This is a genomic window from Neptunomonas antarctica, from assembly GCF_001305295.1.
GTDB lineage: Bacteria > Pseudomonadota > Gammaproteobacteria > Pseudomonadales > Balneatricaceae > Neptunomonas > Neptunomonas antarctica.
In genome coordinates this window covers 81,457-98,609 of record NZ_LJSI01000052.1, presented here as the reverse complement: position 1 = coordinate 98,609, position 17,153 = coordinate 81,457, and the positions used below count along the sequence as shown (strand labels likewise).

Below are 17,153 nucleotides of genomic sequence, written 5' to 3'. Positions count from 1 at the left end.
AAGGCCTTTGAATCTCGGTTCAGCAGCAGGGCCTCATAAAGGTTCAGGTTTTTACCTGGTTTCTGACAGTGCCCATAGCTCAACTGGATAGAGCAACGCCCTTCTAAGGCGTAGGTTGTAGGTTCGATTCCTACTGGGCGCACCAGTCACTCCTCACATACTTTCTGCCTTCTAATACGTTAAATAATATCGCCAATAGCGCCGCTATGAGCATTTCTAACTCCAATCATTAAAGCCTTAATAAGCAAGGGCGTGTAGTGGCCGTTTTTGTGCCCTTGCGATATTTTGCTATGTGTATTCTTTACAATAAAATCTTTAAGCTGATGGTTTAAACAGTCTTAATCGATTTGCATTTCCCACGACAGTAGCTGAAGAGAAAGCCATTGCTGCGCCAGCAATAATCGGGCTTAACAGAATGCCCGTAAATGGAAATAGAATACCTGCAGCAATCGGTATCCCCAGACTATTATAAAGAAATGCACCGAAGAGGTTCTGGTGGATGTTTTTAAGCGTGGCTTTAGATAGCTCAATCGCATCAGCAACGCTATGCAATGAGTTACGAATAAGCACCATATCAGCGCTTTCGATAGCGATATCTGTTCCATTGCCAATGGCAAATCCTACATCTGCCTGCGCCAGAGCGGGGGCATCATTAATACCATCACCGGCCATGGCTATAATGCCGCCTTGTTGCTGCAATAATTTTACTTTGCTGGCTTTGTCTGCTGGCATTACTCCTGCAATAAACTCATCTACGCCGACTTGTTGTGCAACGGCAGCGGCGGTTTGCTGATTATCTCCTGTCAGCATAATGACTTTTATGCCGGCCTTCTGCAGTCGCTTAATGGCAGCCGCTGAATCGTGGCGTATTGGGTCAGCTACGGAGATGAATCCAATTAGTTGATCGTTTGCTGCTATATACACGGGCGTGTGTGCATTGGCGGTTAGCTTTGTGATTTGGTCGCTAACTTGTTGGCTATCAATGCCGTTTTCTTGCATGAAGGCGAGATTGCCCATCAGCAGCGTTTCAACACCTATCTTACCAGTGACGCCTCTTCCTGTGACGGAGTTGAATTGTTTAACGGGAAGTAGCTTAAGCTGTGCTTTTTTCGCGGCGTCTACAATGGCTTCAGCCAATGGGTGTTCGGATAATGTTTCCAGTGAGGCGGCCAGTGTTAACAGATGTTCTTCAGATCCTTGCAGCGCGATTATGCTGGTTAGTTTGGGTGCGCCTTCAGTGACGGTGCCTGTTTTATCGATAATTAATGTAGTGATACCAGCTGCTGATTGCAGTGCCTGCGCGTTTCTGATGAGTACGCCATGCTCTGCGGCTTTGCCTACGCCCACCATGACTGACATGGGTGTGGCTAGTCCGAGTGCGCAAGGACAGGCGATGATAAGTACGGTCGTGGCCGTTACCAGCATGTAAGCGATTTTAGGTTCCGGGCCGAAAAAATACCAAATAATTGCTGTGGCGATACTAATAAGAATGACAGCTGGCACAAATATAGATGAGATTTTGTCGGCTAATCGCGCTATGTCAGGTTTGCTGTTTTGCGCCTGTTTGATCATTTCTACAATACGGCTCAGTGCGGTTTCTGAGCCAACCCTTTCGGCTGTCACCAGTAAACTGCCGGATTTGTTGAAAGTGCCGCCGGATACGGTATCTCCGATTTTTTTGTTAACGGCAACGGGTTCGCCGGTTAGCATTGACTCATCTATATAGCTTTGTCCTTCTAGCACACGTGCATCAACAGGAATCTGTTCGCCTGGCCTAATACGGATATGATCGTCTACCTGAACCAGTTCAAGAGGTATGTCTTGTTCTTTTTCATTGCGAATCACACGTGCGGTTTTCGGTTGCAGGTCTAACAGGCGCTCTACCGCATCAGACGTTCGGGTGCGTGCTCTGAGTTCCATTGCCTGTCCGAGGTTGACTAAGCCGATAATCATAACCGCTGCTTCGAAATAGATATGTCGGGCATCGGCCGGTAATAAGTGAGGCATAAGAACAACCAGCATGGAAAACAGCCATGCACTTCCGGTGCCGATTGAAATCAAAGTGTCCATCGTAGAGCTGGCATTACGTAGCGCGGTGAACGCGCCCGAAAAGAAGTGGCGGCCCGAAAAAAACATAATGGCAAGCGTGATAAGCCCTGTGACTCCCCATAAAATTTGATCGTTGGGTGTCTGGACGCTCATGTCCTCCATGAAAAAGCCGCTGAGCATGAGGGGTATGCCTAGTGCAAGAGCAACTGCCGCTTGAATCAGGCGCTGCCGGTATCGTGCTTGCTGTGCTTCCTTTTGTTTAATTCTGTCTTCCGCGTCGCTTTGTGAAGGGCGGGCCTGGTATCCAATGCTCTCCAGTTCTTTGATGATCAGTTCGGCACTGGCTGTACCGCTAATATAAAGTTTGCGTTGTGGGAAATTGACTTCTGCCTGCTCAATGTTGGGTATTTTTGATACGCAGGTCTCGATCTTTTTTACGCAGCCGGCGCAAGATACGTTTTCCAGAATGAGTGTGGTTTTCATGATATGTGGCCCTCAGGGTGGCAGGCGTTGCTGATCGCGCCTATCAACTAAATGCAGTAATATTGAATGAGTGTAAGGGTTACAGTCACTGTAAGGTCAAATTAAAAATTTAAGGTAAATTAATGAATATTGCTGAAGCCGCCAAATACACCGGGCTGAGTAGTAAGACTATTCGATACTATGAGCAAGAGAAGATTATACCGCCGGCAAAGCGCGGAGATAATGGCTATCGCCAGTATGATGCTGATCAGTTAGCGCTGTTGGTTTTTATTAAGCGCGCTAGAGATTTGGGGTTTTCATTAAGTGATAGTCATGAATTGCTGTTGTTGTCGCTTGATCCTGAGCGAAGTAGTGCGGTTGTTAAGCAAAAAGCAGTGCAGCATTTAAATAAAGTGAATGACCAGATCATGCAGTTGCAAAAAATGAGGGATATTTTAGAGGGTGTAGTAGGGCTGTGTTCGGGTGATTCAAGGGCCGAGTGTCCTATTTTGGATAAACTGAGTGGTGCCTCTCAGTAAATGGCGCATAGCTGACGGTAAGGGTTAGCTGCCAGAGTCATTGCATTATTGTGCGGTGATGATCGAGTCTTGTTAGTCAATCGGCTGTAATTACCTATGAATTTTGATCGCTAAAGCTAGTGTATTGAAATTACTGTGAATTTATTCAATATTTCTTGTATAAACTTGTTGACAGTATGCGTCGGTCTCCATAGAATACGCCACATCTTCACGAGGAGCCTCCTAAACTCCAATGCAGTTATGAGTAATAACTGTTTAAAGTAAGATGATTTCTTTCATCCCCTGGTTAAAAGAAATTGATTTTTAGTTATGGTGGGCGTAGCTCAGTTGGTAGAGCTCCGGATTGTGATTCCGGCGGTCGTGGGTTCAAGCCCCATCGTTCACCCCATGCTAAATATCGAAATGCGGATGTGGTGAAATTGGTATACACGCTGGTTTTAGGTACCAGTGCCGCAAGGCGTGAGAGTTCGAGTCTCTCCATCCGCACCATTTATCTCCCCGATAAATGGTGTTTTTTTTGTGGTGGGCGTAGCTCAGTTGGTAGAGCTCCGGATTGTGATTCCGGCGGTCGTGGGTTCAAGCCCCATCGTTCACCCCATATGTTTTTTTCTCCCCCCATTTGTGTCTTTAGTCCTTAAAAAAAATCTATTTTCTTCTATGAATGTTATTGTGCGCTCTGATTTTCCGTTAGCTCTTGACTAATAAGCTCAAGTGCCCGAAACTTTCGCGCTTTAGAATTTTTGACTTGTCAGTATAATCGAGTCTAAATAAGCGATTCTGTGAACTAATCAGGGAAATATTCCGGTAAACTAGTTCACCGCGATCGACTAACCAGTACATAGTATTTTTTTGGTGAGGAATTCCATGCAAGTTTCTGTTGAAACGACCTCCGCTCTAGAGCGTCAGATGACAATCACTGTGCCAGCAGAGCGCATTGAGAATGATGTAAATAAGCGAGTGCAGCATACTGCACGTACAACTCGTCTGGACGGTTTCCGTCCTGGTAAAGTGCCTTTGAAAGTTGTTAAGCAGCGTTACGGTGCTAGTATTCGTCAGGATGTTATTGGTGAAGTGATTCAGCAGAGCTTCTATGAAGCAGTTCAGCAAGAGAAAATCTTGCCTGCTGGTGGCCCGCAGATCGATTTCAAAAATGATAAAGACGGTGAAGACTTTCAGTTCACAGCAACATTTGAAGTATATCCGGAAATAGCTCTGGCTGATTACTCTGCTGTAACGATTGAAAAGCAAAGCTCAGAAGTGAAAGATGAAGATTTGGAAAAGATGATCGACACACTGCGTAAGCAGCAGGCTGATTGGTCTGAAGTTGAATCGGATGCTAAAGACGGTGATCGTCTGAAATTGGATTTCGAAGGCTTTATCGATGGAGAAGCGTTCGAAGGCGGAAAAGCTGAAGCAATGGATTTAGTGTTAGGTTCAAATTCCATGATCCCGGGCTTCGAAGATGGCCTAGTGGGTGCTAAAGCAGGGGACGAAGTTGAAGTTAATGCATCCTTTCCTGAAGAGTATCATGCAGAAAATCTGAAAGGCAAAGCAGCTGTATTTAAAGTTAAAGTGCTGACTGTTTCTACACCGCATCTGCCAGAATTGAACGAAGAGCTCTTTGCTAAGTTTGGATTGGAAGCCACTGATTTAGAAACATTTAAGGTAGAAGTGCGTTCGAATATGGAACGTGAGATGAAAAACGCCCTTAAAATGAAACTAAAAGATCAGGTTTTCACTCAGCTTGTTGATATTAACGCGATTGAAGTACCAAGTTCACTGGTTGACAGTGAAATTGAAAATCTGCGTAAACAGGCAGTTCAGCGTTTTGGTGGTGGTGCAGATATTGATCCAAGCATGTTGCCAAAAGAGATGTTTGAAGAGCAGGCTAAGCGTCGTGTTACTGTAGGTCTGCTGGTGCAGGAAGTCATCAAAGCTAACGAAATCAAAGCAGATGATGAACGTGTTCGTTCAACAGTGGAAGAGATGGCGAGTACTTATCAGGATCCTAAAGAGGTTATTGATTGGTACTACAGCAATGATGAAATGCTGAATCAGGTTAAAGGTTTGGTATTAGAAGATCAGGCTGTTGATAGTCTACTTGCTTCTGCTAACGTCACAGAAGTGGCAGTTGCTTATGAAGACGCAATCAAGCCCGCTCAGCAATAAAGCGAAGTAGGGTCATAGGTTCTTACGTCGCTAATGACGTATTGACTGAATGAAAAACGACAGTTGGTAATGATCCTCTGTCGTTTTTTGTTTATCAGGTTAAGGAGTAAATTGCATGTCAGTATTCCATCAGGACAATGCCAAAATCATTGAAAACTCTGGTCTGGTGCCGATGGTAGTAGAGCAGTCTGCCCGCGGTGAGCGTGCGTATGATATCTATTCACGTCTTCTGAAAGAGCGAGTAATCTTTCTGGTTGGCCAGGTTGAAGATCATATGGCTAACTTGATCGTTGCTCAGTTGCTATTTCTTGAAGCTGAAAATCCAGATAAAGATATTCATTTGTACATTAATTCGCCAGGTGGTTCCGTAACAGCGGGTCTGGCGATTTACGATACGATGCAGTTTATCAAGCCAGATGTTAGTACGATGTGTATTGGCCAGGCGGCTAGTATGGGTGCTTTCTTGTTGTCGGCGGGTGCTGCAGGTAAGCGACATGCTTTACCTAATGCCCGTGTCATGATTCACCAGCCATTAGGTGGTTATCAGGGGCAGGCAACGGATATTGAAATACACACTAAAGAGATTCTGAGTATACGCGATAAGTTAAATCGTATTTTGTCTGAGCATACAGGACAAGATATGGCGACTATCGCACGTGATACTGATCGGGATAACTTTATGGATCCTGCAGCCGCAGCAGAATATGGTCTTATCGACTCTGTTCTGGATAAGCGTCAGGGTCAATAAACGGCGTTAGCGGGACGTATAAAGTGGCTGTGGGTTGAAAAATGTGTCACCAGCCACAATTAATTAAAATACCGCTTTGCGTGAATGAGTATGAGGTAGTTGAATGAGTGATGATATCAACGACAAAGATGACGAAAAGGGCAAGCTTTTTTGTTCATTCTGTGGAAAGAATCAGGATGAAGTTAAAAAGTTGATTGCTGGTCCTTCTGTCTTTATCTGTGATGAATGTGTGGATCTGTGTAACGATATTATTCGTGAAGAGATTCAAGATATTGATGAGCAGGAAGCACAGGACAGCTTGCCAATTCCTGCTGAAATCAAAGCTAAACTTGATGACTATGTTATCGGCCAGGACCGTGCTAAAAAAGTACTGGCTGTTGCTGTATATAATCATTACAAGCGTTTGCGGTTCCAGAGCAGTTCGGCCAACAAGGAAGTAGAGCTCAGTAAAAGCAACATCCTGCTAATTGGCCCTACAGGCAGTGGTAAAACGCTGTTAGCGCAAACATTGGCGCGTTTGTTGAATGTTCCTTTTACAATCGCTGATGCAACGACGCTGACTGAAGCGGGTTATGTGGGTGAAGATGTAGAAAACATTATTCAGAAACTTCTGCAAAAATGTGATTATGATATTGAGCGTGCTCAATTGGGTATCGTTTATATTGATGAGATCGACAAGATTTCACGTAAATCTGATAACCCATCAATTACACGTGATGTATCCGGTGAAGGTGTTCAGCAGGCGTTACTGAAGCTGATTGAGGGTACGGTTGCTTCTGTGCCGCCTCAGGGTGGACGTAAGCATCCTCAGCAGGAATTTTTGCAGGTTGATACATCGAATATACTGTTTATCTGTGGTGGTGCCTTTTCAGGGCTTGAGCAGATTATTCGTGATCGCTCCGAGAAAAGCTCTATTGGCTTTAATGCCAGCGTGAAAAGTAAGGATGATACTAAATCTATTACAGACACGTTGTTAGATATCGAAGCAGAAGATCTGGTTAAATTCGGTCTTATTCCGGAATTCGTGGGCCGTTTGCCAATGATAGCAACGCTCGGCGAGCTTGATGAAGAAGCATTGATGCAGATTCTGACAGAGCCGAAAAACAGTCTGGTGCGACAATATACCAAACTGTTTGAAATGGAAGGCGCTGAAGTTGATTTTCGTATAGAAGCCTTACATGCGATCGCCAAGCACGCCTTAGCGCGTAAAACGGGTGCGCGTGGTTTACGCTCTATTCTCGAAGGTACTTTGCTGGACATCATGTATCAGCTACCTTCTATGGAAAATGTAAGCAAGGTCGTTATCGATGAAGGCGTGATTGCTGGTACGTCTGAACCGATTCTTATTTACGAAACGCCAGAGAAGAAAGTAACCGCTGAAAAGTAGTTACGGAAAAGGTAGTTACTTAGATAAACGCTGGACTAAAAGGACGCAATAGCGTCCTTTTTGCTAGGTGTTAAATTATTCCTCTTCACCTTGCAACGCACGTTTAATCTGCTCAACCACCCGGCTGGGCAGGCGTCTGATCATAAGCACCTGATTCTCTTCGTCAAATTCAATCTCGCTACCTGACGCCAACGGTCCTAAAGAGCGTTTGGAAAAATCGAGCTGCCAATTGTCTGCTTTTGCTTTTAATTTAGTCAGAGCGTTCAGTGTATGAGTGTGAGGCTGAAATTCTTGGCTCACCTGATAGTTTTCTCCGTTAGCGAAGCGCCCGAATTTACCGGTCATCGATTCCACTTGTGCTGCAGGAATGTGCTGATCTAAAATTTGTTCGACTTCTGGCAGGTTTGCTGTGTTTTTTTCAGATCGTTGACGGCTGAGGTAACTGACAACATCTTCGACAACTTTGTCTCTTTCTTCAACCATGCCATTTTGGGTGCAAAAATCGCGTGTGGCCCGAATCAAGTCTCCCGTGGATTTTTTAGACGGCATTACATCGGTGCAACCAAATGCATTTGAAAAATAATGGGTTACATCGCCTTTCTCTTTTGTACCCATAAAGCTCAAATAACTATCCTTGCCTTTCTGGTAAGACGTAATGTTGATTTTTGCAGCTTGATGAAGTTTGTCGAGATCGACCTCATCCACTTCAGTAGGGCTTAACTGGTCGTTCAGTGATATGGCTGAGCGGTTTCGTACCAAGGCCACAAGAACAAACTCATAGCGCTCTTGTTGGTAGTGGGCAAAGATAATATAGCCACCGGTGGCTGCGCGGGAAGAGGGCGCATCCATAGCGGCTGCGAGCTGAGCGATACCCAGATCGGCTAATTTAAGGAAGTTGGTTGCTGATTGCTCTTGAGAGAGGTAATTCTCAAATGCCTGGATAAATGGATAACCGTCACGGTTGTCCTTGTTAAAAGATCCATGGGTTAGGGTCGATCGCCTGGCTAAAGCGTTATTTAAGGCCAGAACCATGTCTGGAACTACCGTATCTTGAGTATTAACACTGCCACCACGTTCACTGATAACGGTAGCCTGATCTTCCTCTTTATGTAGTTCTCTAATTACCAGATGCTTTAATTCCACAAGTATTCCCAGAGCCATTAACCAAAACAGGGATTTTATGTGAAAGCATGTGTAATGTCAGGGTTATCTTGATCTGATCTCACGTAATAATCAGTATTCTGTCAGTTTTATCCAGAATTCAAGCGCGGTGATATACAAGGATACAATGCGTTTACTAGTAAGCTCTATTTGATTTTTTCACAATAAAATGAAAGAAATATAATATCTATAGTTTTAAGTCGATGCTGGTGTCATCTTTTGCTAAGGTACTGTACTGATACGTTTATAAGTTCTATGCTGCTGGCATAGGAAATGATATGAGGAAATAAGACAATGCCATATGACGCTGAATTGGTAGCAGAACTGAACTTACTGAACCACTTTAATGTAGGTACGACTCAAGAAGGTATTAAGGTTCATCATAGTGCTGCACCACACATGATAGAAGCTGCTAAACGATTGTTTGATAAAGATTTGATTACTCAGGAGGACGGAGGTTATTTGACTGACTTGGGTCATGACGCTGCTGAGCATTCACAAAGTTTAATATTAATTCTAACCACACCGGTTCAGCTGGATACTACTTCTTAAAACTCTATGGCACATAAACCAACCATCTATAAGGTTGAGTTGCAGTTGGTTGATATGAATCGTGATATTTATACCAGCTGCAAACTCACTATTGCGCAACACCCTTCAGAAACTCAAGAACGTATGATGATAAGGTTGATGGTTTTTGGCCTGAACTATCATGAGGATCTTCAATTCAGCCGTGGGCTATCCGCTACCGATGAGCCAGATGTATGGGAATGTGGTCTTGATGGGCAGATTAATCATTGGATCGAAGTAGGGCAGGCCACCCCGGAACGTATACGCAAGGCTGTTAGTCGATCACCGAAAGTGTCGTTGTATGCTTTTGGCCGAGAGTCGGATGTCTGGTGGGCACGTGCTCAGGATGCCTTTAAGGATCTGCCGCGTGTTGATGTCTGGCAGTTTAACGCTGAGCAGTCAGCGAAATTACCTGACCTGGTTGGAAGAACGGTATCGATAACAATGACCATTACCGATAATGAAATTTTTCTGAACCGAGATGACCTTCAGTTAACATTAGGCTTTAAGCAACTGCTTTAAGCCGCTGTCAATAATACGCTTACACTCGTTGCTCCAGGTTAGGGCCGCTCACCAGTAAACGCAGAAGATCGCTACGGCAAACAATGCCTACCACTTCGTGGTACTGATCGACAACGGGTACAGAGCTAATTTTTTGTTCTATGAAGATCAGAGCAATCTCCCGCACTAATGTATCCGGACTCACAGCAATTAACGCGTTTTTCAGTAGGTTGCCGACAAAGCTATTAGAATCAGAGCCTGAGCGTAATAAATCACCATCCGTGACTACGCCCAGAGGGTGCCCATTGCTGCCAACAACAACTAAATGATCAATTTCTTCTTCTTGCATTAGCATCCATGCAAAATTTATAGTGTCAAACTGACCTACTGTAATGACCGGCGCGTTCATGATGTGCAAAGCGATTAAGCGGCGACGGTCCTGAAGAGAGTCTGATTTACGTCCGGTTTCAGCATAGAGACGGGATGAAACAAGAGTAGAACGAGTACCGCTAGTCAGCGGTGAGCTTGCTGGCTTAGCTTTAGCTGTGGTTTTTGGGTTGCTAATCGTATTGTTCTGCATAGGGTTTTTGGACGCACTACTCCTGTTAGCGGCTGTGACACCACGTAGTGGAAACTGTGCAGTTGACGGGTTTTTAACGAGATTTCCATTGTCATAAATTAGCAACGCCATTCAATACCTCCGTATGTCAATATTATATATAACGGCGGATGTTCATTTAACTTGATCCATATCATTTTAATATTAGTCATCAATTTTTAGCAATCATTCAATAATTCTATTACGCATAGAATAATACTGATTTTAATCTGCATGGCTGCAGAATAGTCTCGTTATATGGCGTTTTTTAAGACGTATAGATTGCTATATATTATATTAGAATATGCTAAAATAAGGTTTTTTATCTATTTGGAGTGCCTTATGATTCGTTCTCTGGCTTGCTTCTTGTTAAGCATTGCTATGGCTGCGCAAGCGACAGAGATACCGTCTTCTAATGTCGAGCCACGGTCATTTAATGTAGTTAAAACAATAATGCCCTTTGAGCGATTTTTAGAAGGCAGTGTTGAGGCGATATCGCAAGCGACGGTTTCTGCAGAAACAAGCGGACGAGTGGATCAAATAAGAGTTGATGTAGGGGATTCAGTGCTTGCTGGCACGGTTATACTCACATTAGTTGGCGTCGATCAGAAAGAAGGCCTGAATCAGGCGCAGGCTCTTTTAAATGAATCAATTGTACAGCGTCAGGCAGAAGCACAGCAGTTTGCGCGTGTAAAAGTGCTTTATGATAAGAAGCTACTATCCAAAGCAAATTATGATAGCGCTTCTGCTAGTTATAACAGCGCTAAGGCGCGTGTTTCCAGTGCAGAAGCCGCGTTAAATCGTGCGCGTCAACAAGTTTCCTACACAGAAATAAAAGCAGCCTATAGCGGTGTCGTGAGTGCACGACATGTGGAGGTGGGTGAGGCGGTGCAGCCAGGCATGCCGCTGATGAGTGGTTTCGACCCTGATCGTTTACGGGGGTTTGTAGATTTGCCGCAGTCTATCGCTACCAGTGTTCGTCTCGCTCCTGACGTTCATATTGTGCTAAATAATGGAACAAAAGTAAGGCCTGCTAAAACCACATTATTTCCAATTGCAGATGCACGAACCGGTACCGTGCGTATGCGTCTTGAACTGCCGGAATCCGTATCCGTTGCCTATCCGGGCGCGTTGGTGAAGGTGGCTGTAAAGTTAGGTGAGCAAGAGCGCTTATTAGTACCTGTATCGAGCGTAGTTTATCGATCTGAAGTGGCAGGCGTTTACATACTTAACGCAAATCAGCCTGATTCATTGCAATCTAACCTACAAAAATTACCTCAGTTACGCCAAATAAGGGTGGGAAGCCGTTTTGGTGACCAGGTAGAAATTCTGGCGGGCTTGATGGTAGGTGAAAACATCGCTACTGATCCTATTGCAGCGGGCATTGCTGCTTCTGATACGCCTGTTCTGGAAGGGCAATAGTTTATGGATAAGCCGTTAGGCATTTCAGGCAGCATTGCTAATCGCTTTATGCGTTCACAGCTTACGCCGCTATTGGCATTAGTAGGCCTTTTACTGGGGGTTTTTGCCGCATTAGTGACTCCACGAGAAGAAGAGCCACAAATTAATGTCACTATGGCGAATGTGATGGTGCCGTTTTCCGGCGCGTCGGTGGCAGATGTAGAGGCGCTAGTAGCGACACCACTAGAGCAAATACTGGGTGAAATTAAAGATATTGAACATATTTACTCAGTGTCTAGTCCGGGTTTGGCCGTGTTGACAGTGCAATTCAAAGTAGGTGTAGAGCGCACTGAGGCGTTGGTTCGACTTTATAATGCGGTCTATTCCAATCTTGACTGGAGGCCGGCCAATTTAGGGGTAGGTCCTATCATTGTTAAGCCCAAAGGCATTGATGACGTACCGATTGTTTCATTAACACTACATACTCAGGATTCTTCACGCGGTGCTTATGAGCTCCGCCAGATTGCTCATGCGTTAGAGAGTGAGTTGAAACGTGTTCCGGGTACTCGGGATATAGAAACCATTGGTGGGTCAGAGCAAACGGTACGGGTGTTATTAGATCCGCAAAAAATGGCGGCGCGTAACATCTCTATTAATGAGCTTAAGCAAGCGCTGGTGGTGAGCAATATTGCATCTCAGGCGGGGGCTTTTGTCTCTGATAATCAGTATGTCCCTGTGACGGTGGGCACATTTTTTTCGACACGTGATGAACTTGCTGAATTGGTTATCGGTATGGTTGATAACCGTCCCATCTATCTTGAAGATGTGACGGATATTAAGCAGTATGCCGGTGAAAACAAACAGTATGTCTGGTATGCCGAGCCAGGTGTTGCCGCCAAGTTGCCGGCGGTTACGCTTTCTATCAGTAAAAAACCGGGTGAAAATGCTGTTGATATTGCCGATCAGGTACTCAATAGAATTGAGCAGCTGCAAGGTCATGTTATTCCACAAGGTGTTGATGTTACGGTGACGCGTAACTACGGTAAAACGGCGAATGACAAAGCTAATAAGCTGATTCAGAAGCTTATTTTTGCTACGCTATCGGTTATTGCACTGGTTTTTTTAGCGCTCGGCAAGCGCGAAGCTGTCGTTGTAGGTGCGGCGGTTGTGCTTACGCTGATGGTGACTTTATTTGCATCATGGGCGTGGGGCTTTACGTTAAATAGGGTATCTCTATTCGCGCTAATCTTCTCTATTGGTATTCTGGTTGACGATGCCATTGTTGTGGTTGAAAACATCCATAGACATATGGCCATGGATAATAAAACATTGCTGGAAGCGATTCCTGTGGCGGTTGATGAAGTCGGTGGTCCTACGATTCTTGCTACCTTTACTGTGATTGCGGCCTTGTTACCAATGGCCTTTGTGAGTGGCTTGATGGGGCCGTATATGAGCCCTATTCCAATCAATGCGTCAATGGGCATGGTGCTATCACTTATTATCGCGTTTACATTTACGCCCTGGCTCTGTTCTAAGTTATTAAAGCATCATGAGCAACCTCGGAGCCCGGATGCATCAACGCCAGCTAAGTCAGAAGAAACCCGCTCTCACCAGTTGTTTACATGGTTGATGACCCCTTTTCTTGGCGCTAAACGCTTTAACCGCTATCTTTTGGGGTTTTCATTAATCGGTCTGATTGTCGGCGCTATTGGGTTGGGCGTGGTGCAGTTGGTGATTCTGAAAATGTTACCTTTTGATAATAAAAGTGAATTTCAAGTGGTCGTCGATATGCCAGAAGGTACGCCGCTGGAGCAGACTAATCGCGTCTTAGCTGAATTGGCCGACTCTCTGTTATCCGTTGATGAAGTCCGGAATATTCAGGCGTATGCAGGAACAGCCGCGCCCATTGGATTTAATGGCTTAGTGCGTCAGTACTATCTGAGACAAGCGCCTAATCAGGGGGATTTGCAGGTTAATCTGGCTGATAAAAAAGATCGAGACCGCTCCAGTCATGAAATAGCGTTGGCTGTTCGTCCACAACTTACAACTATTGGTAAGCAATTTTCAGCATCAGTGAAAGTAATTGAAGTACCGCCAGGCCCTCCGGTGATGTCTCCGTTAGTCGCCGAGGTCTATGGCCCTGATTATCAAGGGCAAATCGAAAAAGCGCGTGAGCTGGAAACCTTGTTTAATCACACCGATGGCTTGGTTGATATTGATACCAGCATTGAAGCGAATTCAAAAAGAATTGTATTTGAAGTGGATCGTAGCCGTGCGGCGCGCTTAGGTGTTAGTCAAGCTGATGTAGCGTCCAGCATTGCTGCGGCGCTCGGGGGAGAAGATGTTACTTACATACATACCGGCCATGCGAAATATCCTATTCCGATACGTATCGAGTTACCGGTTGCTGGCAAAGCCGATGTGAGTACGCTATTGGATATTAGGGTAAGAAGCCGTTCCGGCGATTTAATACCCCTCTCAGAAGTTATTCTTGTACAGCAGCGCCCTTGGGATAAAAATATCTATCATAAAGATTTGTTGCCAGTAGTGTACGTTACGGGAGATATGGCGGGTGGTCAGGATAGCCCGTTGTATGGCATGTTTGATATGGTGGGTAAAATTGATCAAATGCAGCAGACGTTTATCAGTCAGCCTGAAGATCAATACGATTATGCGTTGAAATGGGATGGTGAATGGCAAATCACTTACGAAACATTCCGTGATATGGGTGCGGCTTATTCGGTCGGGTTGATTCTTATCTATCTGCTTGTCGTCGCTCAGTTCGGTTCTTATCTGGTGCCTTTGGTTATCATGGCGCCGATTCCTTTAACGATGATTGGGATCATGCCGGGGCACGCACTACTGAACGCGCAGTTTACCGCGACTTCCATGATAGGGATGATTGCATTGGCGGGTATTATTGTACGTAATTCGATACTGCTGGTGGATTTCATCAATCATTTGCTGGCGCGTGGGGTCGCTCTGGAAGCCGCTGTTGTTACCGCAGCGAGTGTCAGGGCTAAACCAATAGTATTAACGGCCGTTGCGGCCATGATGGGAGCTTTCTTTATACTGGACGATCCTATCTTTAACGGGTTAGCGGTGAGTTTGATCTTTGGTTTGCTGGTATCAACTCTGCTAACATTGATCGTCATTCCGTTGCTTTATTACAGTCTGTTGCGTCGTCGCAACGTATAAAGCCGCACTTATTTCAAATCTTCAGGGAAAGCATAATTATTCTTTCCTTGTAATTTGATGGCATACATCACCTCATCTGCTCGTTTAATCAATGCTTCGGGTTCTTGTTCGTGGTCAGGATAAAGTGCGATACCGATGCTCGCACTTATACAAGCAATATTGTTGTTAAGCGTAAATGGTTGAGCCAGGCTATTAATTATCGTTTGTGCAACCCGTGTTGTATTTTGAGGGTAATTGATATCATTTAGTATAATTAGAAACTCGTCGCCACCGATGCGAGCTACCGTATCAGCTTCACGTAGTGAGAGTGCAAGTCTTTCAGCGACACTCATCAGCAAAAGATCTCCCGCTTCATGACCTAACGTATCGTTTATCGCTTTGAAACCGTCCAGATCAATAAATAAAATGGCGACTTTATTTTTCTCGCGACGCGCTATTGCTATGGCCGTCGAAAGATTTTCCTTGCATAGCCTGCGTGTTGGCAGGCCTGTAAGACTATCGTGGTTAGCCATATATCTGAGTTGTTGTTCCGCGAGTTTTTGATCCGTTATATCTGTTCGTATACACATGTAACGCTCGGCTACACCTTGTGCATTCAGAAAGGGGATAATAGTTGAACTGGCCCAGAAATTTTCGCCTGTTTTCTTCATGTCACACATTGCTCCATGCCAGGTATCTCCACGCGTTATCGTCTCCCACATATTTCGATAAAACGCGGCTTCATGGGTGTTTGAGGTAATAACCCGGTGCGTTTTTCCAATCAGGTCTTCGCGGGTATAGCCACTAATATCAAGAAACTTATTATTGACGTACGTGATAACACCGTGACGGTCTGTAGCGCTGACAATGGCATGCTCATCAAGCGATTTTTTTTGAAATGCCAGTTCTTCCATCATAAGACAGAACGAATCTGTGAGCTCTCCAATTTCATCTTTAGCGGTAGCCGGTAGCTTTACGTTAAAGTTTCCTTGGGCTATTTTATGAGCGCCTATCCCTAGTCTTTTTAGTGGCCTGTATATAATCCGATACTGACTGAAGGTGCTAATCAGCAGGCTAAGGACCACCAGTAATATGACCATATTTCTAACGTCGTTAATATTCTCAATAACGTCTAGTTTTTCACGCCCCCAGTCGGCATCGAATTCAAGACGACCAAGTGGGGTTCCTTGTATATTCAGAGGATGTGTAATAAGTATTAATGCGTTGTTATTTATTATTTTTTCTGGATTACGCTTAAAGATAGGGTAGAGTTGCTTTCCGTTATCGTTATAAAGCGTAATGTTTTTCCAACGGGTTTGATCAGAGTTCTCCAGATGCTCGATGCCAGCAAACAGTGCACCAAGATCACGTTCCAGCAGGTTTTGTATTATCCCCGCTTCACCTAAAAGAAGTAATGCATGGGTATGTTTTTCGAACGTACTCTTCGCCTTTTCTAACTGCATTGGTTGCCAATAAATCTGGAGTAGCAGTATGATCAGTACCAACCCTAATAAGGGCGGCAGAGCGAGTTTGAGATTAATGCTCATTTATTGATGAGGTTCCACGTAGAAACGGTTCAAGTTCAATAGTTTGAGCGGTAAATAATCATCCATTCTAGCGGGTCCAATACTATTTATAGGAATTTCAGCCAGCAGTTTTCGTCCTTCTTTTGATTGACCTATCTCCAATAGAGCATCACGAACACGGTTTCTCACCTCAACAGGTACTTCAGGTAAGGCGGCAAAAGGGTGTGGCTCAACCCCTGTTGTCTTATAAATCACGCGCAACATCTCTTTATATTGATCCTTTTGACTATTAAGTGTTTTCTGTACTCCGCCTCCGGCATCCGCTTCGTTCAGTAAAACATTTAAGTAGACCGAATCATGTGTTTTGACAAAATTAGATGTGAAGTTGATGCCAAAATTGTCGTGCAGTTCTTGACGCATCTGAAGCGATGCTCCAAGGGCATTAGGTGAGGGAAAAGCCAGCGTTTTCCCTTTGAGTTGTGACGGATCTGTGATGCCGCTGTCTTTTTTCACCACTAGCACACCATGAAGCTTGTGGCCGTGATCTCGTACCAATGGAATATAACCCGCGTGCTCATTAGCAATCACCAGGTGATAGGGATTCATATAGGCAAAATCAAACTTGCCCTCGATAAACTCCTGCTCAAATTCTGGTATAGATGCAGAACCACGGAGAATAAATCTATACCCTGTTTTTTCTTCAAGAAGATCGAGTGTCGGGCGCCAAATAGTGTGAATCTTGCGCACCTCAAACTGTGGCACAACACCTACGGTATAGACTTTATCTGCATCAGACTGTGCCGCATAAATTGCTGTGCTGGCAGCACTCAATGTCCAAAATATTAGTATTATTAGCAATCTCATA

General features: G+C 44.6%; 13 protein-coding genes and 4 tRNA genes. 12 read left to right on the top strand and 5 right to left on the bottom strand.

The window, feature by feature from the left end; all coding sequences use genetic code 11:
• Positions 1-68 precede the first annotated feature (68 nt).
• Positions 69-145 (top strand) — tRNA-Arg (locus Nant_RS14395).
• A gap of 170 nt (positions 146-315) precedes the next feature.
• Here the strand turns inward: Nant_RS14395 and Nant_RS14390 are convergent.
• Complete coding sequence (locus Nant_RS14390) at positions 316-2,532, bottom strand: heavy metal translocating P-type ATPase (protein WP_054342356.1); 2,217 nt, start codon at positions 2,530-2,532, stop codon at positions 316-318.
• 122 nt (positions 2,533-2,654) lie between these two features.
• On the opposite strand from Nant_RS14390, the gene cueR reads away from it, so the two are divergent.
• The 7 genes from cueR (at position 2,655) to clpX (ending at position 7,354) form a co-directional block, all read left to right on the top strand.
• Positions 2,655-3,050: a Cu(I)-responsive transcriptional regulator gene (cueR, locus tag Nant_RS14385; protein ID WP_054342355.1), complete on the top strand. Its 396-nt coding sequence runs from the start codon at positions 2,655-2,657 to the stop codon at positions 3,048-3,050.
• A 312-nt stretch (positions 3,051-3,362) separates the two neighbouring features.
• Positions 3,363-3,438 (top strand) — tRNA-His (locus tag Nant_RS14380).
• Positions 3,439-3,454: 16 nt separating this feature from the next.
• Positions 3,455-3,539, top strand: a tRNA-Leu gene (locus tag Nant_RS14375).
• Positions 3,540-3,572: 33 nt separating this feature from the next.
• Positions 3,573-3,648 (top strand) — tRNA-His (locus Nant_RS14370).
• A gap of 266 nt (positions 3,649-3,914) precedes the next feature.
• Positions 3,915-5,219 (top strand): trigger factor, encoded by a 1,305-nt coding sequence (tig, locus tag Nant_RS14365; RefSeq protein ID WP_054342354.1) that lies wholly within the window; start codon positions 3,915-3,917, stop codon positions 5,217-5,219.
• Between the two features lie 115 nt (positions 5,220-5,334).
• Positions 5,335-5,967, top strand: coding sequence for an ATP-dependent Clp endopeptidase proteolytic subunit ClpP (gene clpP / locus Nant_RS14360; RefSeq protein WP_054342353.1), 633 nt, complete (start codon positions 5,335-5,337; stop codon positions 5,965-5,967).
• A 103-nt stretch (positions 5,968-6,070) separates the two neighbouring features.
• Positions 6,071-7,354: an ATP-dependent Clp protease ATP-binding subunit ClpX gene (gene clpX, locus Nant_RS14355; RefSeq protein ID WP_054342352.1), complete on the top strand. Its 1,284-nt coding sequence runs from the start codon at positions 6,071-6,073 to the stop codon at positions 7,352-7,354.
• A 75-nt stretch (positions 7,355-7,429) separates the two neighbouring features.
• On the opposite strand, the gene Nant_RS14350 is transcribed toward clpX, so the two are convergent.
• Positions 7,430-8,497 carry a nucleoid-associated protein gene (locus Nant_RS14350; protein WP_054342437.1) on the bottom strand — a complete coding sequence of 356 codons (1,068 nt, stop codon included), beginning with the start codon at positions 8,495-8,497 and terminating at the stop codon, positions 7,430-7,432.
• A gap of 312 nt (positions 8,498-8,809) precedes the next feature.
• Here Nant_RS14350 and Nant_RS14345 point away from each other — a divergent pair, with 312 nt between their 5' ends.
• Complete coding sequence (locus Nant_RS14345; protein WP_054342351.1) at positions 8,810-9,067, top strand: TIGR02647 family protein; 258 nt, start codon at positions 8,810-8,812, stop codon at positions 9,065-9,067.
• Between the two features lie 6 nt (positions 9,068-9,073).
• Positions 9,074-9,607, top strand: a complete 534-nt coding sequence (locus tag Nant_RS14340; protein WP_054342350.1) for a YaeQ family protein — start codon at positions 9,074-9,076, stop codon at positions 9,605-9,607.
• 19 nt (positions 9,608-9,626) lie between these two features.
• On the opposite strand, the gene Nant_RS14335 is transcribed toward Nant_RS14340, so the two are convergent.
• The gene (locus tag Nant_RS14335; protein WP_054342349.1) at positions 9,627-10,277 is read right to left on the bottom strand and encodes a CBS domain-containing protein; all 651 of its coding nucleotides are present in this window, start codon (positions 10,275-10,277) and stop codon (positions 9,627-9,629) included.
• Between the two features lie 249 nt (positions 10,278-10,526).
• Here Nant_RS14335 and Nant_RS14330 point away from each other — a divergent pair, with 249 nt between their 5' ends.
• Both Nant_RS14330 and Nant_RS14325 read left to right on the top strand, forming a co-directional pair.
• Entirely contained in the window at positions 10,527-11,606 is a 1,080-nt protein-coding gene (locus tag Nant_RS14330; protein ID WP_054342348.1) for an efflux RND transporter periplasmic adaptor subunit, read from the top strand.
• Positions 11,607-11,609: 3 nt separating this feature from the next.
• Positions 11,610-14,783: an efflux RND transporter permease subunit gene (locus Nant_RS14325; RefSeq protein WP_054342347.1), complete on the top strand. Its 3,174-nt coding sequence runs from the start codon at positions 11,610-11,612 to the stop codon at positions 14,781-14,783.
• An 8-nt stretch (positions 14,784-14,791) separates the two neighbouring features.
• On the opposite strand, the gene Nant_RS14320 is transcribed toward Nant_RS14325, so the two are convergent.
• Together Nant_RS14320 and Nant_RS14315 are read right to left on the bottom strand one after the other, a co-directional pair.
• On the bottom strand, positions 14,792-16,309 hold the full coding sequence (locus Nant_RS14320) for a diguanylate cyclase domain-containing protein (RefSeq protein WP_054342346.1): 1,518 nt from the start codon (positions 16,307-16,309) through the stop codon (positions 14,792-14,794).
• Positions 16,310-17,152, bottom strand: a complete 843-nt coding sequence (locus tag Nant_RS14315) for a phosphate/phosphite/phosphonate ABC transporter substrate-binding protein (protein ID WP_054342345.1) — start codon at positions 17,150-17,152, stop codon at positions 16,310-16,312. It abuts the gene before it with no gap.
• Position 17,153 lies beyond the last annotated feature (1 nt).